The organism is Oerskovia sp. PE-21s (assembly GCF_056158145.1).
Window position 1 is genome coordinate 138,637 of the sequence record NZ_JBUXJM010000001.1, and the last position, 21,182, is coordinate 159,818.

At 73.3% G+C, this 21,182-nt stretch carries 19 protein-coding genes and 1 tRNA gene; 13 read left to right on the forward strand and 7 right to left on the reverse strand.

Translation table 11 applies throughout. The features are described 5' to 3' along the window. Positions 1–19 precede the first annotated feature (19 nt). Positions 20–1,042, forward strand: a complete 1,023-nt coding sequence (gene rlmB / locus ACZDYF_RS00625) for a 23S rRNA (guanosine(2251)-2'-O)-methyltransferase RlmB (RefSeq protein ID WP_191789546.1) — start codon at positions 20–22, stop codon at positions 1,040–1,042. Between the two features lie 131 nt (positions 1,043–1,173). Beyond that, on the forward strand, positions 1,174–1,890 hold the full coding sequence (locus tag ACZDYF_RS00630; RefSeq protein ID WP_475051720.1) for a DUF1275 family protein: 717 nt from the start codon (positions 1,174–1,176) through the stop codon (positions 1,888–1,890). A gap of 33 nt (positions 1,891–1,923) precedes the next feature. On the opposite strand, the gene ACZDYF_RS00635 is transcribed toward ACZDYF_RS00630, so the two are convergent. From ACZDYF_RS00635 to otsA, 4 genes are all read right to left on the reverse strand, one after another. Next, positions 1,924–3,165, reverse strand: a complete 1,242-nt coding sequence (locus ACZDYF_RS00635) for a DUF4032 domain-containing protein (RefSeq protein ID WP_364074118.1) — start codon at positions 3,163–3,165, stop codon at positions 1,924–1,926. Between the two features lie 130 nt (positions 3,166–3,295). Continuing rightward, positions 3,296–4,420, reverse strand: a complete 1,125-nt coding sequence (locus ACZDYF_RS00640) for an ABC transporter ATP-binding protein (RefSeq protein WP_191789543.1) — start codon at positions 4,418–4,420, stop codon at positions 3,296–3,298. 247 nt (positions 4,421–4,667) lie between these two features. Beyond that, positions 4,668–5,564 (reverse strand): trehalose-phosphatase, encoded by an 897-nt coding sequence (otsB, locus tag ACZDYF_RS00645; protein ID WP_475051727.1) that lies wholly within the window; start codon positions 5,562–5,564, stop codon positions 4,668–4,670. Further along, positions 5,561–7,051: an alpha,alpha-trehalose-phosphate synthase (UDP-forming) gene (otsA, locus tag ACZDYF_RS00650; protein WP_225226723.1), complete on the reverse strand. Its 1,491-nt coding sequence runs from the start codon at positions 7,049–7,051 to the stop codon at positions 5,561–5,563. Before otsA ends, otsB begins: the two co-directional genes overlap by 4 nt. A gap of 120 nt (positions 7,052–7,171) precedes the next feature. On the opposite strand from otsA, the gene ACZDYF_RS00655 reads away from it, so the two are divergent. The 4 genes from ACZDYF_RS00655 (at position 7,172) to ACZDYF_RS00670 (ending at position 11,226) form a co-directional block, all read left to right on the forward strand. Then, entirely contained in the window at positions 7,172–9,382 is a 2,211-nt protein-coding gene (locus tag ACZDYF_RS00655; RefSeq protein WP_475051731.1) for a serine/threonine-protein kinase, read from the forward strand. 50 nt (positions 9,383–9,432) lie between these two features. After that, positions 9,433–10,047: a hypothetical protein gene (locus tag ACZDYF_RS00660; RefSeq protein WP_191789540.1), complete on the forward strand. Its 615-nt coding sequence runs from the start codon at positions 9,433–9,435 to the stop codon at positions 10,045–10,047. A gap of 134 nt (positions 10,048–10,181) precedes the next feature. Continuing rightward, positions 10,182–11,024, forward strand: coding sequence for a DsbA family protein (locus ACZDYF_RS00665; RefSeq protein ID WP_204809848.1), 843 nt, complete (start codon positions 10,182–10,184; stop codon positions 11,022–11,024). A 129-nt stretch (positions 11,025–11,153) separates the two neighbouring features. Next, positions 11,154–11,226 (forward strand) — tRNA-Thr (locus ACZDYF_RS00670). A 121-nt stretch (positions 11,227–11,347) separates the two neighbouring features. On the opposite strand, the gene ACZDYF_RS00675 is transcribed toward ACZDYF_RS00670, so the two are convergent. Together ACZDYF_RS00675 and ACZDYF_RS00680 are read right to left on the reverse strand one after the other, a co-directional pair. Then, entirely contained in the window at positions 11,348–12,169 is an 822-nt protein-coding gene (locus ACZDYF_RS00675; protein WP_307824216.1) for an SGNH/GDSL hydrolase family protein, read from the reverse strand. 102 nt (positions 12,170–12,271) lie between these two features. Beyond that, positions 12,272–12,928, reverse strand: a complete 657-nt coding sequence (locus tag ACZDYF_RS00680; RefSeq protein WP_225226752.1) for a uracil-DNA glycosylase — start codon at positions 12,926–12,928, stop codon at positions 12,272–12,274. Positions 12,929–13,190: 262 nt separating this feature from the next. On the opposite strand from ACZDYF_RS00680, the gene ACZDYF_RS00685 reads away from it, so the two are divergent. The 4 genes from ACZDYF_RS00685 to ACZDYF_RS00700 all read left to right on the forward strand — a co-directional run bounded on the left by ACZDYF_RS00685 (position 13,191) and on the right by ACZDYF_RS00700 (position 16,033). After that, entirely contained in the window at positions 13,191–13,511 is a 321-nt protein-coding gene (locus ACZDYF_RS00685; RefSeq protein WP_191789537.1) for a DUF3263 domain-containing protein, read from the forward strand. Between the two features lie 31 nt (positions 13,512–13,542). Further along, on the forward strand, positions 13,543–14,211 hold the full coding sequence (locus tag ACZDYF_RS00690; protein WP_475051748.1) for a LytR C-terminal domain-containing protein: 669 nt from the start codon (positions 13,543–13,545) through the stop codon (positions 14,209–14,211). Positions 14,212–14,333: 122 nt separating this feature from the next. Further along, positions 14,334–14,537: a cold-shock protein gene (locus ACZDYF_RS00695; RefSeq protein WP_475051751.1), complete on the forward strand. Its 204-nt coding sequence runs from the start codon at positions 14,334–14,336 to the stop codon at positions 14,535–14,537. Between the two features lie 5 nt (positions 14,538–14,542). Beyond that, a complete protein-coding gene (locus ACZDYF_RS00700; protein WP_475051753.1) occupies positions 14,543–16,033 on the forward strand; it encodes a phytoene desaturase family protein in 1,491 nt (496 codons plus the stop codon). A gap of 10 nt (positions 16,034–16,043) precedes the next feature. On the opposite strand, the gene ACZDYF_RS00705 is transcribed toward ACZDYF_RS00700, so the two are convergent. Further along, entirely contained in the window at positions 16,044–17,498 is a 1,455-nt protein-coding gene (locus ACZDYF_RS00705) for a glycoside hydrolase family 15 (protein WP_475051756.1), read from the reverse strand. A 236-nt stretch (positions 17,499–17,734) separates the two neighbouring features. On the opposite strand from ACZDYF_RS00705, the gene groL reads away from it, so the two are divergent. From groL to ACZDYF_RS00720, 3 genes are all read left to right on the forward strand, one after another. Next, a complete protein-coding gene (gene groL / locus ACZDYF_RS00710) occupies positions 17,735–19,369 on the forward strand; it encodes a chaperonin GroEL (protein WP_056645303.1) in 1,635 nt (544 codons plus the stop codon). Positions 19,370–19,641: 272 nt separating this feature from the next. After that, positions 19,642–20,301, forward strand: a complete 660-nt coding sequence (locus tag ACZDYF_RS00715; protein WP_475051760.1) for an isochorismatase family protein — start codon at positions 19,642–19,644, stop codon at positions 20,299–20,301. Beyond that, complete coding sequence (locus ACZDYF_RS00720; RefSeq protein WP_191789532.1) at positions 20,298–21,089, forward strand: 2,3-dihydro-2,3-dihydroxybenzoate dehydrogenase; 792 nt, start codon at positions 20,298–20,300, stop codon at positions 21,087–21,089. The genes ACZDYF_RS00715 and ACZDYF_RS00720 overlap by 4 nt, the downstream gene beginning before the upstream one ends. Positions 21,090–21,182 lie beyond the last annotated feature (93 nt).

Consider the following 21,182-nt stretch of genomic DNA (forward strand, 5'->3'; position numbering starts at 1 on the left):
CGACCGACGGGGCAGACCCATGGCTGGAAACTCACAACGACGCGGCGCGACCCGCAGCAGCAACAAGAAGGGTGCCGTCGCCGGCACGGGCGGCAAGAACCGCCGCTCCCTCGAGGGCCGCGGCCCGACGCCCAAGGCCGAGGACCGCACCTACCACAAGGCCCACAAGGCCAAGGTCGCCGCCGAACGCCGCGACGCCACCTCGACGGGGCCGCGCGCGCACGACGCCAAGAGCGCGGCTCGTGGCGGGCGCCCGAGCGGGCGCACGCCGTCGCGCACGACGCGATCGAGCAGCGCGAACGAGGTCGTCAACGGCCGCAACGCCGTGCTCGAGGCCCTCCGGGCGTACATCCCGGTCTCCGCGGTGTACATCGCCACGCGCCTCGAGGCCGACGACCGCACCAAGGAGATCCTGAACATCGCCTCCGGGCGTGGGTACAACCTCCTCGAGGTCACCAAGGCCGAGCTCGACCGCATGACCGACGGCTCGGTCCACCAGGGCGTCGCGATCCAGGTCCCGCCCTACGACTACGCCGACCCCGAGGACCTCCTCGACCGCGCGCACGAGGCAGGCGAGCCCCCGCTCATCGTCGCCCTCGACGGCGTGACCGACCCGCGCAACCTCGGCGCCGTGCTGCGCTCCGCGGGCGCGTTCGGGGCGCACGGCGTCCTCGTGCCCGAGCGTCGCGCGGCCGGCGTCACGGCGTCCGCGTGGAAGGTCTCCGCGGGAGCCGCGGCGCGCGTGCCCGTGGCCCGCGCGACCAACCTCGTGCGCACGCTGACCGAGTACAAGGCCGCGGGCTGCTTCATCGTGGGGCTCGACGGCGGCGGCCCGGTCGCCGTGGGCGAGCTCGCGTTCGGCAAGGACCCGCTCGTGCTCGTCGTCGGGTCCGAGGGCAAGGGCCTCTCGCGCCTCGTCCGCGAGACGTGCGACGTCGTCGCCTCGATCCCGATCCTCTCGGACGTCGAGTCGCTCAACGCCGGCGTCGCCGCCGGGATCTCGCTGTACGAGGTCGCGCGCCTGCGCTCCGCGGAGGACTGAGACACCGTTCGTCCAGGGCGCCCCGTCGTACCACCTTCCCGGTGGGGCGACGGGGCGCCCTGCGTCGTCGGGAGCCGGGCGACGCCCGGTGTGCGGGTGCGCCCTGGGACCGCCCGGGGGATGCTCGCGGGATGGACCCTCAGCCCGTGCACCGGCACTACAGGGTGCTGCTCCTGGTGCTGACGTTCTCGACGGGCATCATCGACGGCATCTGCTACCTGGCCCTCGACCAGGTCTTCACGGCCAACATGACCGGCAACGTGCTGATCCTCGGGATGGGGCTCGCGGGCGGCCCGGACGTGCCCACCGCCGGGCCGCTCGTCGCGCTCGCGGCGTACGTCGCGGGGGCGGCGGTCGCGGGGTTCGCGTTCAGGAACCAGAGGGCAGGCTGGCACCGGACGACGACGGGCCTGTTCGCGGGCGTCGGGATCGGGGTGCTCGCGGCATCCGCCGTGGCCGCGGCGGTGGGCACCCCGAGGGGCTGGCACCTGCTCGTGGTCGTGGCCGTGCTGGGAGTCTCGATGGGGGTCCAGGCGGCGACCGCCCGACACCTGTCCGTCAAGGACCTGACGACCACCGTGGTCACCTCGACGCTCACGGGGCTGGCCGCGGACTCCTTCCAGGGCAGCCACGGCCGCGAGGCCTGGGTGCGGCGGGTCTCGGCGGTCGTCGCGCTCGGGAGCGGGGCCGCCGTGGGGGCGCTCGTGCTGCGCGCGGGAACCGGGGCAGCGCTGGTGGTGCCGGGCGCGATCGCGCTGGGCACGGCGATCGTGGGCGAGACCTACCGGCGCCGGGACCTCGCGGGGATGCGTTCGGCGCCCTCGCCAGGGCCGTCAGGACAGGAGTGAGAGGGCTGCCTGCCTCCCGACGCCCCGCCCCGATCACTCCTGGCGGTCGACCTCGCCCGGCGCGAGGCCCAGGATCGCCTTCTCGTCGGGTCGGTGCCGGAGTACGTTCTCGACGTAGGACGCCGTGGCCTCGGGCATGGGGATGTCCCGGCCGGCCTTCTCCGAGATGAACCAGCGGTGGTCGAGGATCTCGTGGAAGAGCTGGGCGGGCTGCAGCTTGCGCCGCAGGTCGCGCGGGACGGCCTGGATCGTGGGCTCGAAGACCCCGCTGAGCCAGTCGTGCGCGACGAACTCCTCGTCGTCGTTCTGGCGCTCGGCGGCCGCACGGTAGGAGTCGAGGTCGTTGAGCAGGCGGCGGGCCTGGTTCTCCTGGACGTCCAGGCCGGTGAGGCGCAGCAGGCGGCGCGCGTGGTGGCCCGCGTCGACGACCTTGGGCTGGATCTGGACGGTCGTGCCGTCGATGTCGGTCGTGATGGCGAGCTCGCCCACGTCGAAGCCCAGGTTGTTGAGCCGGTCGATGCGCGCGGCGACTCGCCAGCGCTCGTCCGAGGCGAAGGTCTCGGCGTTGGTCAGGGCGTCCCAGAGCTCGTTGTAGCGTGCGACGAGCGCGTCGCCCACGAGGATCTCGTCGATGTCCTCGTCGAGCAGCTCGCCCGCGGACAGGTCCATGAGCTCGCCGATGATGTTCGTCCGCGCGAGGTCCACGTCGTAGCTGCGCTGGCCGGGGCTCAGCTCGCGGTGCAGGTCACCCGTCTCGGCGTCCACGAGGTACGCGGCGAAGGTCTCGGCGTCGCGGCGGAAGAGCGTGTTGGACAGCGACACGTCGCCCCAGTAGAAGCCGACGAGGTGCAGCCGCACGAGCAGCACCGCGAGGGCGTCGATGAGGCGTGTCGCGGTGTCGGGCTGCAGGGCCTGGCTGAACAGCGCGCGGTAGGGCAGCGAGAACTGCAGGTGCTCGGTGATGAGCACGGCCTCGAGGCGTTCGCCGTGCGCGTCGCTCCGGCCTGTGATGACTCCCACGGGCACGACGCTGGGGACGTCGAGACGGCTGAGCTGGCGCAGCAGCTCGTACTCGCGGTACGCGACGGACTCGCCGATCTCCTTGATCGCGATGACGCGGCCCGACAGGCGCACGAAGCGCACGATGTGGCGCGAGATCCCGCGGGGGAGGGCGGCCAGGACGCTGTCCGGCCACTCCTCCAGGGGGATGTCCCAGGGGAGGTCGAGCAGTGCTGGGTCGGGGGCTGACGCGGTGATCTGCAGGTTCTGCACCATGACAGGTCCTTTCTCCGCGGTGGCCGTTCGCGTGCGGGGGCGTGGTGGCGCGGACGTTCCGCACCACCGGGAAGGATATGCGAAAGGGGCGGACCCGGCTGTCGCCGAGCCCGCCCCGTGTCGCTGTGGGTCAGCTGAGACGCAGGCCCGTCGCGGTCGAGAAGATGTGCGTGTTGCCCGGGCGGATCGCCACGTAGATGCGCTCGCCCTTGGCGGGCACGTTGCGCGGGTCGACGCGGACGATGATCTGGTTGTCGCCGGCACCCGAGTGGATGTCCGCGTTGGTCGCCAGGTCGCCCTTGAGGGTGCCGTAGACGAACGCGTCGGAGCCGAGCTCCTCGACGATGTTGACCTCAACCGGGAAGGCGCTCTCGTTGGCCTGCGAGGTGACCTCGAGCGCCTCGGGGCGGAAGCCGAGCGTGATCTTGCCCTTGTCGGCGTCGGTGAGCTTGGCGGCGACCTCGCGCTCGAGCGGGATGCGGGCCGGGCCGACCTCGGCCAGACCGTTGTTCACGGCGAACGTGCCGAGGTTCATCGCGGGCGAGCCGATGAAGCCGGCGACGAAGACGTTGGCGGGGGTGTCGTACATGTCGCGCGGCGTGCCGACCTGCTGCAGGAGACCGTCCTTGAGGACCGCGATGCGGTCGCCCATGGTGAGGGCCTCGGTCTGGTCGTGCGTGACGTAGACGGTCGTGACACCGAGGCGACGCTGGAGCGACGCGATCTGCGTACGGGTCTGGACGCGGAGCTTGGCGTCGAGGTTCGACAGCGGCTCGTCCATGAGGAACACCTGGGGCTGACGGACGATCGCGCGGCCCATGGCGACACGCTGACGCTGACCACCGGAGAGAGCCTTGGGCTTGCGGTCCAGGTACTCGGTGAGGTCGAGGATCTTCGCGGCCTCCTCGACACGCTGGCGGATGTCCGCCTTCGGCGTGCCGGCGATCTTCAGCGCGAAGCCCATGTTGTCCGCGACGGACATGTGGGGGTACAGCGCGTAGTTCTGGAACACCATCGCGATGTCGCGGTCCTTGGGCTGCACGTCGGTGACGTCGCGGTCACCGATGAAGATGTGCCCGCCGTTGACGTCCTCGAGGCCCGCGAGCATGCGGAGCGACGTCGACTTGCCACAACCCGAGGGGCCGACGAGGACGAGGAACTCGCCGTCCTCGATGTGCAGGTTGAGCTGGTCCACCGCAGGGCGCTCGGTCCCCGGGTAGAGCCGCGTTGCGTGGTCGAAAGTGACCGTAGCCATGATGGGTACATCCCTCCACCGGCAGGTACGTGCCGGACGATCCGTTGTGTAGTGACGTGCCGCGCTTTCACGTGGTGCGTGTCTGCTGTGACACAGAAGAAGTCGAACCTCCAGGGCTTCCGGTCTCCCGGGGACCCGGTGGTCCGACGTCATCGTTGCTCGGCATCCTACCCCCGGTTCCTGAGTCCTCCGTCACACCCAGGTCACGTCCTGGTCACGGTCCTCGGGCGCCGGGGGAGGCGGATGCTCAGACGTCCAGCAGGTCGGCGAGCGTCGTCAGGACGGCCGCGGCCTCGGCGGGGTCGGCGACGCGGTACGCGGCGAGGGTCTCGCCCTCTCCCACCTTGACGCCCACGTCGGCCGGGCCGAGCACCGCGAAGGCTCGTTCGTCGGTCACGTCGTCGCCCAGGTAGAGCACCGCCGGGGAACCGAGCCGCTCGCGCAGCGCGTCGAGCGCGATGCCCTTGGAGGTGCTCGTGACCGCGATCTCGACGACGTTCTTCCCGGCCATGACGTGCGCGCCCAGTCGTTCGCCGAGCTCGACCGCCGCGGCCGTCGCGGCCTGGGCCGCGTCGGCGGGGGACAGCCGGGTGTGGAGCACCGCGGCCGAGGGCTTGTGCTCGACCCAGGCGCCCTCGACGGGGGACGCGATCTCCTCGAGGCCGGCGGTGACGTGGGCCAGGAGCTCGCTCTGCGCGTCGTCGAGGGTCACGGGGATGAGGCGGACCCGGGCCGCGGTGCCGTCGGCGCGCACGCGGCGCTCGTCGTCGGCCCCGTCACGGAGCGGTGCGAGCACCTCGCCCGTCTCCGCGCCGTGGCTGCCGACGAGCAGCGCACCGGGCGGCGGCGAGGCGAGGTGCGCGAGGTCCTCGATCCGCCGTCCCGACACGAGCGCGACGCGCACCCGGTCGGGTCCGCACGCCGCGAGCCGGGCGAGCGCGAGGGCGGAGCCCGGGGTGGGACGGGACGCGAGGGGGTCGTCCCCGAGCGGGGCGAGGACCCCGTCGAAGTCGCTCGCCACGAGGACGGGGCCGGGCGGTGCGCCCGTGCGCGCCGTCCCGGCCGCGCTCGCGAGGGCCGCGAGGGCCGCGGTGAGGTCGGCGGCCCCGCCGGTCGTGGTGTGCTCGGTGCCCGACGGCGTCACGCGCCCTCCCCCTCGACGGGCACCTCGTCCGCTGCGCGGGACGGGGCGTGGGTGCGCGGGGTGTCACGCGAGGGCATGGCCTGGAGCACGCCGAGGAACGACTCGGACCACTTCGAGACGTCGTCGGCCAGGACGCGGCGACGCAGGCGGCGCATGCGCTTGCGCTGCTCGCGCACGTCCATGTTCGCGGCCGCGACGATGATGTCCTTCATGCCGTCGATGTCGTGGGGGTTGACGAGCAGGGCTCCGCCCGCGAGCTCGTCGGCGGCCCCGGTGAACTCGGAGAGGACCAGGACGCCGCGGTCGTCGGAGCGGGCCGCGATGTACTCCTTGGCGACGAGGTTCATGCCGTCGCGCAGCGACGTGACGAGCATGACGTCTGCTGCGAGGTAGAGCGCGGCCATCTCCTCGGGCGGGTAGGAGTGGTGCAGGTAGTGGATCGCGGCGTGACCGATCTCGGCGTACTCGCCGTTGATGCGGCCCACGAGGCCCTCGACCTGCTCGCGCAGCTCCTGGTAGGCGCCGACGTTCTCGCGGCTCGGGCTCGCGACCTGGACGAGCGTGACGTGCTCGACGTCGATGCGCCCGTCCTGCAGGATCTCGCCGTAGGCCTTGATGCGGTGGCGGATGCCCTTGGTGTAGTCGAGGCGGTCGACGCCCAGCATCATGCACTCGGGGTCGCCCAGGTCGGCGCGGATCTCGCGCGAGCGGGCCTGGACCTCGGGGGTCCGGGCGAGCTCGTCGAAGGTCCGGGAGTCGATCGAGATGGGGAACGCGGCGGCGCGCACGTTGCGCGAGGGGCGGTCCTCGGCACCGGGCACGGTCACGATGGGGCCGCGGGTCGTGTAGCCCGTGAGGCGCCGCACGGCGCGGATGAAGTTCGACGCGTCCCCGGCCCGCTGGAAGCCGATGAGGTCGGCGCCCAGGAGGCCGTCGATCACCTGGCGCCGCCACGGGAGCTGCTGGAAGAGCTCGAGCGGGGGGAAGGGGATGTGGTTGAAGAAGCCGATCTTCAGGTCGGGGCGCTGTTCGCGCAGCATGCGCGGCACGAGCTGGAGCTGGTAGTCGTGGACCCAGACGGTCGCGCCCTGCTCGGCCTGCGCGGCGGCGGCGTCGGCGAAGCGCTGGTTGACGCGGCGGTACGCGTCCCACCACTGCCGGTGGAACGCCGGGGGCGCGATGACGTCGTGGTAGAGCGGCCAGAGCGTGTCGTTGGAGAAGCCCTCGTAGTAGCGCTCGATCTCGGTCGCGGACAGCGTCACGGGCACCAGGCGCATGTCGTCGGCGTCGAACGGGTCGACCTCGAGGTCAGGGGCGCCCGACCAGCCGACCCAGGCACCGTCCGACTTCTGCATGACGGGTTCCAGCGCGGTGACGAGCCCCCCCGGGGAGCGCTTCCAGTCGACGTGGCCCTCGTCGTCGACCGTGAAGTCGACGGGAAGCCGGTTGGACACCACGACGAGGTCGTAGCCGTCTTTGCCAGTCAATGGAGATCTCCTTGGTATTCGGTTGAACTTTGGTGAAACTCCACCCAGGTTATCGGTGTCGCGTCCTGCTTGCTCCCGGGAGCGCAGGGCACGGCCTCGATTTGTCGATACCTTGACACCATGGAGGAGGCCAGCAGCAGACCAGCCGACCCGGCGCGGAGCAACGGGGCCGCGCGGCGTGGGGGGCTGCCCACGGGCAGCGAGGTCGGCGGCTACCGCATCCTCGCCCGCCTCGGTGCCGGTGCCATGGGAGCCGTCTACGAGGCCGAGGACGGCGGCGGAAACCTCGTCGCGATCAAGTTCCTGCACGCACACCTCGACGTCGACGCGCAGGGGCGCGAGCGCCTTCGCCGCGAGGCCGTCGCGCTCCAACGGCTGCGGCACCCCGCGGTCGCGCAGATCCTCGACGTCGAGCTCGACGGCTCCGAGGCCTTCATCGTGACCGAGCTCGTCGACGGCCCGAACCTCGAGGAGGAGATCGCGACGGGCGGCCCGCTCGACGCACGCGACCTCTTCGAGCTCGCGGACCAGCTCGCCGAGGCGCTCGAGGCGGTCCACGCGGCCGGGGTCGTGCACCGCGACCTCAAGCCCAGCAACGTCCTGGTGACCCAGAACGGCCCGGTCCTCATCGACTTCGGCATCGCGCACGGGCTCGACGAGGCGCGCGCCACGTCGACCGGTCTCGTCATGGGCACGCCCGGGTACCTGGCCCCCGAGCTGCTCGAGGGTGCGGCGCCGAGCGCCAACAGCGACTGGTGGGGCTGGGCCGCGCTGCTCGCGTTCGCCGCGACCGGGCGGCCGCCGTTCGGCATGCGCCCCGTCGAGGCCGTGCTCGCCCGGGCCCGGACGGGGGAGGCGGACCTCGACGGCCTGGGCCCCCGCACGGCCGAGGCGCTCGCGGCGGCGCTGCGGGCGGACCCGGCGACCCGCCTCGGCCCCTCGGAGGTCGCGGCGGTCCTGCACCGCGCGGCGCAGGGCGGCGACGGCCCGACGCCGTCGCTCGCCACGGGCGCGACGGCGGTCGTCCCGCAGCAGTTCGGCGGAGGCGGGACCGCCCGTGGTGGGGGCGGCGCGGCCGGTGGTGCGGCGCTCGCCGGTGCCGCCGCCGTGGCGGCCGTCGGCGGGACGCTCGCGGCGGCCGAGCGGGCTGCCGCCGTGGGGCCCGCGGGCGCTGCTGCCTCGAACGGGGCCGGCGGCGCGGCCGGGGCCGCGGCGACTGTCGTCCTGCCCGCCTCGGCCGGTGACGTCCAGCCGACGAGCGTCGTCCCGACCGTCCGCTCGGCCGTGCCCGTGCCGCGGCCGACCCCGCCTGCGCCGTCGATCCCGCCCCTCGCCGCGACCCAGGTCATCGCGAACGACGGCCGGACCGTCGCGGTGCCCACCGTGCCACCGGCGCCACCCGTGCCGCCCGCCGCGAAGCCCGCCGCCGTGCAGCCGACCGCGGTGCAACCCGCTGTCCTGCAGCCCACCCTGCGGCAGCCTGCCGTACCCGCGGCGCCGCCCGGGGCGTACCCGCCGGCGCAGGGCCCGTACCCGCCGCCGACCCAGAACCCGTACGCGCCGCAGCCCGCGCCGCCCGCGAACGCTCCGCCGTCGGGCGGGAAGAAGGGGCGCGGCGCGCAGGCGGCCGAGCGCGAGGGCGGGGACCCGCTCGACGCGTTCGGCCGCCCCCTCGGCGTGATCTCCGCCCCCGGCTACGCGCGCCCCGCCCACCGCCGCCGGGCCGGGACCGTGGCTGCGCTCGGGCTGCCGCTCGTGCTGCTCGCGGGGTCGCACCCGGGCCGCGCGTTCGTGCTGCTCGCGCTGGTCGTGGTCGTGCTGCGCGTCGTCGGCGTGGGCGCGGACTCGCTCCACGGCCGCCGCGAGCGCAAGGGCGTGCAGCGCGGCGACGGGGCACGCACCGCGATCGCCGCGCCCTGGTACGCGCTGCGCGCCGTCGTGGGCGCGGTGCCGTCCCTGCTCGTGGCGCTGTGCGGGGGAGTGCTGCTCGTCGTGGGCTCGTGGTGGCTGCTCGCGCCGGGGATGCTCGTCCTCGCGCCCCAGCAGACGGTCGAGGCCCGCTCGGTCGGCGGTGCCAACGAGTCCTGGGTCTTCACCGTCGTGCTGTGCGCCGCGATGGCGGTCACGGTGCTGCTCGCCTGGTTCGGGCCGCTGTCCGGCCTCACCCGGTACGGGGCGCGCACCACGCTCGCGCACGTCGCGCCCGGTCGCGTCGGGGCGATCTTCCTGGTGCTCGCCGGGCTCGTGCTCGCGGCGATCGTGCTCTTCTCGCTCGGCGACGGCACGCCGATCGACTGGGCGCCCTTCCCCGGTCCGCCGCCGAGCCTGTGAGTCCACGTGCCTCACCGGAAACTCTCAGACAGCGCGGGTACCCTGACCCCGTGACCAGGACGTCCGCCCCGGGAGCGCCGACCGGCGCGACCTCCGGGACAGCCCCGAACGAGGCCGCGACCGCGGCCCGCTCGCGCGTGCGCACGGACGGCCCCGAGCGTCTGCTGACGCGGTCGCTGACCGCCGCGACCTCGCTCGTCGTCGCCGGCTTCCTCCTGGTCGTCGGGACCCTGACGCTCCTCGCGGACCGTGGTTTCAGCCTCGTCCACCAGTGCGTGCCCGCTCCGGGCGGCTGGGGCGTCGCGGGCGTGCACCTGGCCCTCCTGCGGGAGACCGCCGACTGCCCCGCCGGGACCGCCGCGCTCGGGGGAGATCCCGCCCGCGTCGTCACCGTCGTCGGCGTGCTCGCGCTGCCCGTGCTGCTCGCCCACCTCGCGCTGCTGCTCGCCGGGTGCGGGCTGGCCGCCGTGGCCCTGCGCGTGCGTGACCGCCTCACCGCGGTCCTGAGCCCGCGCCGCGCGGTCGCCCTGCTGCGGGCGCCGCTCGCACCCGTGGCCCTCTCGTGTCGCCAGGTCGTGCGGTCCGCGACCAAGGTGCTGCACCATCTCGCGCTCGCCGCGGTGCGCTCGCTGCGCGGGCCACCTGCCGCGCTCGCGGCCGCCTGACGACTCGATCCCGACTCGTCGCCGCCACGCGACCCGGTGCCCCGCACCCTGGGCTCGCGTGGCACGGACCGCTACCCTCGCGACCAGTGCGGCCCTGAGCGGGACCGCGCCACCACACGACTCCAAGGACTCCCATGTCGAACGAACCCCGTCAGACCAAGGCCGACCGCCGCGACGCGGCCCGTGCCGAAGCCCTCGCGCTGCGCGAGGCGCAGGCCAAGCGCGACAAGCGCAACCGTGCGATCACCATCGGCGCCCTCGTCGGTGGCCTGGCCGTGCTCATCGGCGCCTTCCTCTGGGTCTTCATCCCCGCGATGAACCAGAAGGACGCCCAGAAGACCGAGCCGCTCACGGGCGTCACGGCGCCCGCCGCGGCCAACGACACGGGCGGCATCCCGGTCGGTACGGACGGCGTCGCGGGGACCAGCACCGAGGGTGCCGTCGAGCTCGGCGTGTACTTCGACTACATGTGCCCCATCTGCGGTGACTTCGAGTCCGTCAACGCCGCCTCGATCGACGAGATGCGCACGGCCGGGGACATCACCCTGGTGCAGCACCCGGTCGCGATCCTCGACCGCTTCTCGTCCGGCAGCCAGTTCTCGACGCGCTCCGCCTCCGCGGCCGCGTACGTCGCCGAGCACGCCCCGGAGCAGTTCAACGCGTTCAACGAGGCGATGTTCGCCAACCAGCCCGAGGAAAACACGGCCGGCCTGACCGACGCGCAGATCGCCGAGATCGCCACGACCGCAGGCGTCCCGGCCGACGTGGCGGACAAGATCGCCGCGGGCGACGCGACCAAGGAGTTCGGCAAGTGGGCCGAGGGGGCGACCAACCTCGCCACGCAGAACCCCGACCTCGCCAACCCGCAGACCGGTGGCTTCGGCACGCCGACCATCACGATCAACGGGGAGCGCTGGGACGGCAACTGGACCGACCCGGCCGAGCTCAAGAAGGCCGTCGAGGCAGCCAAGGGCTGACCCGCCCGGTCGGCGTCCGTCCCAGGTGAGGGACGGACGCCGACCGCCTGCTCGCCGCGCGTCCACCGCGCGCGCAGCACCCGGTAGGCTGTTCGCGCACCTCACGGTGCCGCTGCCCTCGGGTGGCGTGCCGCCTTAGCTCAGCTGGTAGAGCACTCGCCTTGTAAGCGAAAGGTCGTCGGTTCGAACCCGACAGGCGGCTCCGGTCCCACCACGAAGGCCGGCGTCGCGCAGCACGAGCTGCGCGACGCCGGCCTTCGTCGTCCGGGGACGTCTGCGGCCCGAGCCCGCAGGCCGGGCGCCGCGCTGTCCTGTCGGGCTGCCTACTGCGACTGCACCGGCGTCAGCACGGGGGCCTTGGGCTCGCGCAGGTCGCCCGACGAGTGGCCCCGCAGGCGCCGCGTCGCCCACGGGTACACGTGCACGCGCACCCACTCGGCGTTCTGCCGGGCACGGTCGAGGAGCGGGACGGGCGGCAGGGGAGACAACGGGTCGTCCCACGCGACGTCGTCGGGCGCCTGGCCCAGGCCCACGAGCGCGGCCTGCGCGACGCGCCGGTGCCCGTCGGGCGTGAGGTGGATGCGGTCGTCGGACCACATGCGCCAGTCGTGCAGCGACGCCATGCCCCACAGGTCCAGGACGTGCGCGCCGTGGCGGCGCGCGATCGACCAGATGTGGGCGTTGAACACGCCCACCCGTCCGCGCGTGAGGCCCACGAGGGGCGAGCCCGACGTGTCGAAGCCCGTGCCCAGCAGGACGTCGATGCCCTCGGCGCGCAGGCGTCCCACGGCGTGGTCCAGGTTGCGGGCCAGGCGGTCGATGTCGGCCGCGGGGCGCAGGATGTCGTTGCCCCCGCCGATGAGGCTCACCAGGTCGGGCTTGAGCGCGAGCGCGGCCGGTACCTGCTCCGAGAGGATAGAGCGCAGGAGCCGGCCGCGGATCGCGAGGTTGGCGTACTCGAGCGGGGCGTGGCCTGCGGCGCTGCGTCGCGTCGACAGGTGCCCTGCGAGGAGGTCGGCCCAGCCGCGCTGGCGGTCCGGGTCGTTCGGGTAGGGGTCCCAGAGACCTTCCGTGAACGAGTCGCCGATCGCGACGTAGCTGGCCCAGCGGGGCGCGTTGTCTCTGTCCGGGTGCGAGGTGGTCACCGTTCCATTGTGTGACACGGGCCGCGCTGCGTCCCGGGGATTCCCGACGGCGCAGCGCGGCCCGTCCGACGACGTAGCGCGGCCGTGGCCCGGCGAGGTGCGTCAGGCCGTCGGCAGCGTCCAGTCGACGGGCGCCGACCCCTGGGCCACGAGCAGCTCGTTGACGCGCGAGAAGGGCCGCGACCCGAAGAACCCGCGGCGCGCGGACAGGGGGCTGGGGTGCGCGCTCTCGACGACCGGGGTGTCGCCCAGGAGGGGCTTGAGCGTCGCGGCGTCGCGGCCCCAGAGGATCGCGACGAGCGGCTGGTCGCGGGCCACGAGGGCGCGGATCGCGGCCTCGGTGACGACCTCCCAACCCTTGCGGCGGTGCGAGCCGGTGTCGCCCGCGCCGACCGTCAGGACCCTGTTGAGCAGCATGACGCCCTGGTCGCTCCACGCGGACAGGTCGCCGTGCACGGGCGTGGGGGTGCCGAGGTCGGTCGCCATCTCGGCGTAGATGTTCTGGAGCGAGCGTGGGACCGGTCGCACGTGCGGCTGGACCGAGAAGGACAGTCCCATGGCGTGCCCGGGCGTCGGGTACGGGTCCTGGCCCACGATCAGGACGCGCACGTCGGCGAGCGGTCGCTGGAAGGCGCGCAGGATGTCCGACGGCGCCGGCTCGTACGGGCGTCCGGCCGCCGCTTCCGCGCGCAGGAAGTCGCCCACGGCCCGGAGCTGGGGCTCGACGGGGGCGAGCGCCTCGGCCCAGTCGGGGGCCATGATCTCGGCGAGCGGACGGTGGGGGGCGCCGGCACCGGCCGCGCCGAGCGGCGGGCCGGCCGGGTCGGCCTGGTCGGCCTGGTCAGAGGTGACGGACGGGGCCTGCTCGAGGGACCCCGAGGACGGTGGCGTCGCGAAGCTGTTCACGCGGCGAGGGTACGCGAGCGGGTGAATGACACGGGTGTCGTTCGCGCGTAGGCTGGTGCGGTCCAGGTATCCGCTCCGTGAGCGGGTCGCGTCCCGACGAGTGAGGATCCCGCCCATGAGCGAAGCGTTCGCCGCGACCGAGCACCTCGTCGCGCCCGCCGAGGCGGACGACGCGCCGGCCACGGACTCGGGGCTCTCGGCCCGCGACCAGGAGATCCTGGCCTTCGAGCGGCAGTGGTGGAAGTACGCCGGGGCCAAGGAGCAGGCGGTCCGTGAGCTCTTCGACATGACCGCGACGCGCTACTACCAGGCGCTCAACTCCCTGATCGACTCGCCGGCGGCCCTCGCGCACGACCCGATGCTCGTCAAGCGGCTGCGTCGGATGCGGTCCACCCGGCAGCGCGCACGCTCCGCACGTCGCCTCGGCGACATTTAGTCGCTGGCCCAAGTCGGGCTAACCTGTCGCCGTGAGCAAGAGCGATTACCCCTACGCGCCTGACGAGTTCGACGTCCCCGCGCCCGAGGGCGCGCCCGTGGGGGTCTATCGCGCTCCACGCAGCGGCTGGAGCAAGACCTGGCCCTTCCTCCTCGTCGCGGTGATCTTCGCTGGTCTCGCGGTCGGCGGGGTCGCTGCCATCTCCGGCGGGTTCAGCCAGAAGCCTTCGGCCGAGGCGGAGCAGCCCGCCGCGCAGCCCCCGGCCGACGACGCGGGTGCCGAGGAGCCTCCGGCGGACGACGGGGCGGCCGAGGAGCCTCCGGCGGACGGCGAGGAGGCCGAGGAGCCCCCCACCACGGAGGAGACGCCGGCGCCTCCGGCCACGGACGTCACGGCCCTGCTCGCGGCCGCGGACAAGGGCGCGTACGTCCGCGTCCTGAACGACGACGGTCCCGAGGGCGAGTCCCGCGTCGGCAAGGACGCGCTCCAGGCGAAGGGTTTCACCAAGGTCGAGTTCGCGCCCTACCCCGGTGACTCCGGGCTCTCGGCCAACACCGTCTGGTACACCGCGAACCGCAAGGAGACGGCGACGGCCGTCGCCGCGGTCCTCGGCATCCCCGCGGAGCAGATGACCCAGACGCAGGTGCGCGAGGGCGACGTGGTCGTGGTCGTGAAGACGGCGCTCACGCCCGCTCCCTGATCAGCCGCTCCAGGTCCTTCACGCTCGGCGGTCTGCTTTCCTCGTGTGACCCGGGCCACTAGGCTCGGTCTCGTCCCGGGGCACGACGTGTCTCGACGTCAGCACCGCACGAGGAGACGCAGATGGCACAGGGCACCGTCAAGTGGTTCAACGCCGAGAAGGGCTTCGGGTTCATCACGCCGGACTCGGGCGGGCAGGACCTCTTCGTCCACTTCAGCTCGATCCAGAGCGACGGCTACCGCTCGCTCGACGAGGGTCAGCAGGTCGAGTACGAGCAGGGGCAGGGGCAGAAGGGCCCCCAGGCCGAGCAGGTGCGCGCGCTCTGAGTGCCGTGACCCCCGCCCGGCACCTGACCGAGGTGGACGTCGTCGTCGTGGGTTCGGGTCCCAACGGGCTCGCGGCGGCCGTGACGTGCGCCCGGGCCGGACTGTCCGTGCGCGTCCTGGAGGCGCAGCCCACGGTCGGCGGCGGCTCCCGCACGCTGGACCTCGGGCTGGCCGAGGGCATTGTCCACGACATCTGCTCGGCCGTGCACCCCATGGCGTGGGCGTCGCCGTTCTTCCAGGCGTTCGACCTGCCGTCGCGTGGCGTCGAGCTGCTCGTCCCGGAGGTCTCGTACGCCCAGCCGCTGCCGGGTGGTCGCGCGGGGATCGCCTATCGCGACCTCGACCGGACGGTCGACGGCCTGGGGCCCGACGGCGCCGCGTGGCGCTCGCTCCTCGGCTCGCTGTCCCGGAACCCCGGGCACGCGGTCGCGACGGCGCTCGGTGACAAGCGCAGCGTCCCCGCGGGCCTCGTTCCTCGCGGGATCCCGACCGCGGCGCGTTTCGGCCTCGGGGTCCTCGAGCAGGGCACGGGGCTGTGGGACCGGCGCTTCGTGGGCGACGTCGCGCCGGCGCTCCTCACGGGGGTCGCCGCGCACGGGATCGCCCCCGTTCCGTCGCTCGCCTCGGCCGGGGTCGCGATGCTCCTCGCCTCGCTCGCGCACTCCGAGGGCGGCTGGCCGATCCCGCGCGGTGGTTCGGGAGCGATCGTGACCGCGCTCGTCGCGGACCTCGAGGCGCACGGTGGCCAGGTCGTGACCGACCACCCGGTCCGCTCGGAGTCGGACCTCCCGCCCGCGCGCGCGATCATCTTCGACACGACACCGCGCACGGTCGTCGAGGTCTTCGGGTCCCGCCTGACCGGCCGGGCCGCGCGCGCGCTCACGGCGTTCCCGTACGGCAACGCGGCGAGCAAGGTCGACTTCGTCCTGCGCGGCCCCGTGCCGTGGAAGCACGCCGACGTCGGACGGGCGGGCACCGTCCACGTCGGCGGCACGCGCGCCGAGATGGCCGCGGCAGAGGGCGCTGTCGCCGAGGGCAGGCACGCCGAGCGTCCCATGGTGCTCGTGAGCGACCCCAGCGTCGTCGACCCGTCGCGCAGGGCGGGGGACCTCCGCCCCCTGTGGGCCTACGCGCACGTCCCCGCTGGCTCGACCCTCGACGTCACCGAGGCGATCACCGCCCAGATCGAGCGCTTCGCACCCGGCTTCCGCGACGTCGTCGTGACCTCGCGCTGCGTACCCGCAGCGCGCATGAGCGAGCACAACGCCAACTACGTGGGCGGGGACATCGCGGCGGGGGTCGTCAACCTGTGGAGGGTGATCGCCCGCCCGACGGCCCGGCTCGACCCGTACGCGACCGGCCTCGACGGGGTCTACCTGTGCTCGGCCTCCACACCACCGGGACCGGGGGTGCACGGGCTCGGCGGCTGGTACGCGGCCCAGCGCGTGCTGCGGCGCGAGTTCGACGTGCCGCACCTGCCTCGCCTGGCCCCCTGAGGCTCCGGACTCAGGGCAGCGCTGCTGCTGCAGCGCGCTGGTCCTCGAGCTCGACCAGGGTCAGCACCACGAGCGCCGAGCTCCACGTGAGCGGGGCGACCGCCGCGGGCGAGCCGTCCGCGAGGACCTTCTCCGGGATCGCACCCGAGGCCGTCCGGTGGGTGGCGAGCCAGTCGAGCCAGCTCTCGGCGGCCTCGACCTCCCCGGTCGAGGCCCCGGCCAGCGCGAAGAGGGCCGTCTGGGGCGTCCACGAGATGCCGTCGGTGCGCCAGCCCGCCCCTGGTGCGACCCCGCCCGCGGGCCGGAGCATGGACATGACCGACGACCGCCACGCGTCCTGCGCCCCGGCGAGGGCCGTGGGCTGGAAGGGCGGCAGGGTGAACGTCGTCGCAGCGTCCTGCGGACCACCCGACGCGTGGCGCGGGTATCCCTGGGGCCCGAACCGTTCCTCGACCGCCGTCCGCAGGCGGGCGGCGGCACGAGCGGCGTCGGCAGCCGGTGCCCACTGCTCGCCGTCGGCGTAGATCGAGCGAGCGGCCTCGAGACCGGCGAGCAGGGGGGCCGCGGTGCCGAGCGTCAGCTCGGTCGGGTGGACCTCCCAGTAGTCGCTCGACGGCGGAGGGAGCGCCGTGTCCTCGTCGAGGACGCCCAGGACGTAGTCCGTCGACGCGTCGACGAGAGGTGCGAGCCGATCGCGCGCCGCCGCACGGTCCTGGGGGTCCTCGATCGCGTCGATCACGGTCCAGGCGGACCACAGGGCCCACCCGTTGCCGTCGGACTGGCTGCCGCGGTCGTCGGGCACGCCCGAGGCGTCGGGCCGGTAGCGCGCCTGGAACGACCCGTCGGCCTCCTGGACCGAGCGCAGGAAGTCGAGCACCCTCAGGGCGTCGTCGACGTGCCCGGTCCGCGCGTAGGCGGCCGCCGTGAACGACGCGTCCCGCGGCCACACGAAGCGCCACCTCGGGGAGGGGGCGGCGAGCGAGGCGCCGTTCTCGAGCGTGAGGGCGTGCAGGTCGAGCAGCGCGTCCTGGCCGAGGGCCGCGAACCGGGTGCCTTCCCCGGGGACGTCGCCCGCGGCGAGCCACGCGCGCGAGGCCTCCGCGGCGCGGGTCGCGGCCTCGGCGTCCCGGAGCTGGTCCGGCGCGAGCGGAGGGCCGGCGATCACGGTCAGCCGGTCGACCTCGCCGTCGCGGGGGTCGAGGCCGCCTGCGAGCCACCCGGGGTCGAGAGCGGCAGGGTCGAGGACCCTGCTGCCGTCGAGGTAGGTGGCCGCCATGCCGTCCGGGAGGCGAAGCAGCGAACCGTCCCCGGCCGTCGCGACACCGTCCTGGTAGAGGTCGACGTGCACGTCGGTCGGGCGGTGGGCCGGGGTCGCGCCCGCGGTCACGAGCACCACGACAGGGGCGATCGCTGCACCCAGCACCGCCAGTCGCCACCGCGTCGTCGCGAACCTCACAGTGCGCATCCTAGGACGAGCCGGACGCTCGTCGTTCCGCTACGGGCGATAGGGGGTGCCTGGTCTTGCACTCGCACCGGCCGAGTGCCAATAATGGCGTTAGCACTCTCGTCATGAGAGTGACAGTTTTCTCTGGTCGTCAGGTGAGGCCCGCGAGTCGGCGTGACATGAACGTCGGCGTGCGCGAGCCGTCCGTCGCGGGCGCCGACCGACCGTCACACGCCACCAGCGGAGGATCAATCCCCATGGCAAAGATCATCGCCTTCAACGAGGAGGCTCGTCGCGGGATGGAGCGCGGGCTCAACGTCCTCGCCGACACCGTGAAGGTCACGCTCGGCCCCAAGGGCCGCAACGTCGTCCTCGACAAGAAGTGGGGCGCGCCCACCATCACCAACGATGGTGTGAGCATCGCCAAGGAGATCGAGCTCGACGACCCGTACGAGAAGATCGGTGCGGAGCTCGTCAAGGAGGTCGCCAAGAAGACCGACGACGTCGCGGGTGACGGCACCACCACCGCGACCGTGCTCGCCCAGGCGCTCGTGCGCGAGGGCCTGCGCAACGTCGCGGCCGGGTCCAACCCGATCGCCCTCAAGCGCGGCATCGAGAAGGCTGTCGAGGCCGTGACGGCCCAGCTGCTCGTCGCCGCCAAGGACATCGAGACCAAGGAAGAGATCGCCGCCACGGCCGCGATCTCGGCCGGTGACCCCGCGATCGGCGAGCTCATCGCCGAGGCCCTCGACAAGGTGGGCAAGGAAGGCGTCATCACCGTCGAGGAGTCGAACACGTTCGGCCTCGAGCTCGAGCTCACCGAGGGCATGCGCTTCGACAAGGGCTTCCTGGCCCGCTACTTCGAGACCGACCCCGAGCGTCAGGAAGCGGTCCTCGAGGACCCGTACGTCCTGATCGTCGAGTCGAAGATCTCGAACGTCAAGGACCTGCTGCCGCTGCTCGACCAGGTCATGAAGGCCGGCCGCAGCCTCCTCATCATCGCCGAGGACGTCGAGGGCGAGGCCCTGGCCACCCTCGTGCTGAACAAGATCCGTGGCACCTTCAAGTCCGTCGCCGTCAAGGCTCCGGGCTTCGGCGACCGCCGCAAGGCCATGCTGCAGGACATCGCGATCCTGACCGGTGGCCAGGTCATCTCCGAGACGGTCGGCCTCAAGCTGGAGACCGCGACCCTCGACCTGCTCGGCCAGGCTCGCAAGGTCGTCGTCACCAAGGACGAGACCACGATCGTCGAGGGTGCCGGCGACGCCGACCTCATCGCGGGTCGCGTGAACCAGATCCGTTCCGAGATCGAGAAGTCGGACTCCGACTACGACCGCGAGAAGCTCCAGGAGCGCCTCGCCAAGCTCGCCGGCGGTGTCGCTGTCATCAAGGCCGGCGCCGCGACCGAGGTGGAGCTCAAGGAGCGCAAGCACCGCATCGAGGACGCCGTCCGCAACGCGAAGGCTGCCGTCGAGGAGGGCATCGTCGCCGGTGGTGGCGTGGCCCTCATCCAGGCCGGCGCCGTCGCGTTCGAGACCGCTGCGATCACCGACCTGGTCGGCGACGAGGCGACCGGTGCGCAGATCGTGCGTGCCGCGATCGACGCTCCGCTCAAGCAGATCGCGATCAACGCCGGTCTCGAGGGTGGCGTCGTGGCCGAGAAGGTCCGCAACCTCCCCTCGGGCCACGGCCTGAACGCCGCGACCGGCGTCTACGAGGACCTGCTCGCCGCAGGCGTCAACGACCCGGTCAAGGTCACGCGCTCCGCGCTGCAGAACGCTGCGTCCATCGCAGCGCTCTTCCTGACGACCGAGGCCGTCGTCGCGGACAAGCCGGAGAAGAACCAGCCGATGCCGGGTGGCGACGGCGGCATGGGCGGCATGGACTTCTGATCCGTCCGCTCACGCGGCCGGGCTCCTAGGAGCCCGCGCAGCTGACACGAAGGGCCGTCCGGCCAGGGAGACCTGGCCGGACGGCCCTTCGGCGTTCTCGGGGGGACGTCCACGTCAACCCGTGAACGAGATGGCAGATTGTCGGCATCTGTCCGTTCCGTGGACGGGTCTTCCCAGGCGGGTGAAGTCTGTGCTTAGGTCTACCTCAGTGAGGAAAGGTTTACCTAACCCACTCAACTAACCTGCTCGATACGCCCGGCTCTGGGGGGACCATGGGACTGCCGACGATCGCCGCCTACGACGGCCCGGCACCGCACGAGTACCCGAGCAACCGTGTGGCGTGGCAGGTCGACCCTGCCCGCGCGGTGCTCCTCGTGCACGACATGCAGCAGTACTTCGTGAACGCGTTCGACCCGGCGTCGCCCGTCCTGCGGGACGCCGTCCGCAACATCTCGCGCCTCGCCACGACGGCGCGCGAGCTCGGCGTACCGGTCGTCCTGACCGCCCAGCCGCCCGCGCAGCGCCCCGCCGACCGCGGCCTGCTCACCGACTTCTGGGGACCCGGCATCCCGGACGACGGCTCGGCCGTCGTGATCGACGAGCTTGCCCCGCAGCCGGGGGACACCGTGCTGACCAAGTGGCGCTACGACGCGTTCGTCCGCACGGGCCTGCGCGACCTCCTGCGCGAGCAGGGGCGCGACCAGCTCGTCGTGACGGGCGTCTACGCCCACATCGGCTGCCTCGTCACGGCGTGCGACGCGTTCATGCACGACGTCCAGCCCTTCCTCGTCGGTGACGCCGTCGCGGACTTCTCGCTCGCCCACCACCGCCAGGCCCTCGCCTGGGCGGCGGACCGGTGCGCCGTCGTCGGGACGACGGACGACGTGCTGACCCACCTCGGGGCGCGCGTCCCCGCGGTGGCGGGGGCATGAGCGCCCGCGTCGCCCTCGTGACCGGCGCCGCGGGCGGCATCGGCGCCGCGGTCGTGCAGGCGCTCGCGGCACAGGGGTACGTGGTCGTCGCGGGAGACCTCGACGGCACGGTCCCGACGGCGCCGCTCGGGAAGGCAGCGGCCGGTCACGTCGTCCCGGTGCGCCTCGACGTGACCGACGAGGCGGACGTCGTGCGCCTCGTCGCCCGGGTCGAGGCCGAGATCGGTCCGCTCGAGGTGCTCGTGAACGCCGCGGGCGTCCTGAGTCCCGGTGTCGTGACCGAGTCCTCGCTCGCGGACTGGGAGCGCATGCTCGCGGTCAACGCGACGGGCGTCTACCTCGTCTCGCGCGAGGTCGCGCGATGTCTGTCCTCCCGTCGGCGGGGCGCGATCGTCACGGTCGCGTCGAACGCTGCGGGCGTCCCGCGCGTCGGGATGGCGGCGTACGCGGCCTCGAAGGCCGCGGCGTCGAGCCTGACCCGGTCGCTCGGTCTCGAGCTCGCGCCCTACGGGGTGCGCTGCAACGTGGTCTCGCCGGGCTCGACCCGCACGCCCATGCTCGCGGCGCTCGCCGGGTCGGGAGGCCCGGACGACCTGCGGGTCCTCGACGAGTCGGCCGAGGCGCGGGTCGTGGCCGGGGTGCCGGAAGACTTCCGGCTCGGCATCCCGCTGGGCCGCCTCGCCGAGGCCCGCGACGTGGCCGACGCGGTCGCCTTCCTCGCCTCCGACGCGGCCCGGCACATCACGGTGCACGAGCTCGTGGTCGACGGCGGCGCCACGCTCCGCTGACGGCGGGCACCCCCACCCTCCCCCCAGCACGACCTCTCGCCCGTCCTCCTGCGGACGACCGCGCAGGCGCACGCACCCCATCGACACCGAGGA

Coding starts and splice junctions, on each gene's coding strand:
- ACZDYF_RS00680 (WP_225226752.1), bottom strand. CDS start 12,928: ATGGCCCCCGACTGGGCCGAGGCGCTCGCCCCCGTCGAGCCCCAGCTC.
- ACZDYF_RS00630 (WP_475051720.1), top strand. CDS start 1,174: ATGGACCCTCAGCCCGTGCACCGGCACTACAGGGTGCTGCTCCTGGTG.
- ACZDYF_RS00655 (WP_475051731.1), top strand. CDS start 7,172: ATGGAGGAGGCCAGCAGCAGACCAGCCGACCCGGCGCGGAGCAACGGG.
- rlmB (WP_191789546.1), top strand. CDS start 20: ATGGCTGGAAACTCACAACGACGCGGCGCGACCCGCAGCAGCAACAAG.
- ACZDYF_RS00635 (WP_364074118.1), bottom strand. CDS start 3,165: ATGGTGCAGAACCTGCAGATCACCGCGTCAGCCCCCGACCCAGCACTG.
- ACZDYF_RS00705 (WP_475051756.1), bottom strand. CDS start 17,498: ATGCGCACTGTGAGGTTCGCGACGACGCGGTGGCGACTGGCGGTGCTG.
- groL (WP_056645303.1), top strand. CDS start 17,735: ATGGCAAAGATCATCGCCTTCAACGAGGAGGCTCGTCGCGGGATGGAG.
- ACZDYF_RS00695 (WP_475051751.1), top strand. CDS start 14,334: ATGGCACAGGGCACCGTCAAGTGGTTCAACGCCGAGAAGGGCTTCGGG.
- ACZDYF_RS00715 (WP_475051760.1), top strand. CDS start 19,642: ATGGGACTGCCGACGATCGCCGCCTACGACGGCCCGGCACCGCACGAG.
- ACZDYF_RS00665 (WP_204809848.1), top strand. CDS start 10,182: ATGTCGAACGAACCCCGTCAGACCAAGGCCGACCGCCGCGACGCGGCC.
- ACZDYF_RS00720 (WP_191789532.1), top strand. CDS start 20,298: ATGAGCGCCCGCGTCGCCCTCGTGACCGGCGCCGCGGGCGGCATCGGC.
- ACZDYF_RS00685 (WP_191789537.1), top strand. CDS start 13,191: ATGAGCGAAGCGTTCGCCGCGACCGAGCACCTCGTCGCGCCCGCCGAG.
- ACZDYF_RS00640 (WP_191789543.1), bottom strand. CDS start 4,420: ATGGCTACGGTCACTTTCGACCACGCAACGCGGCTCTACCCGGGGACC.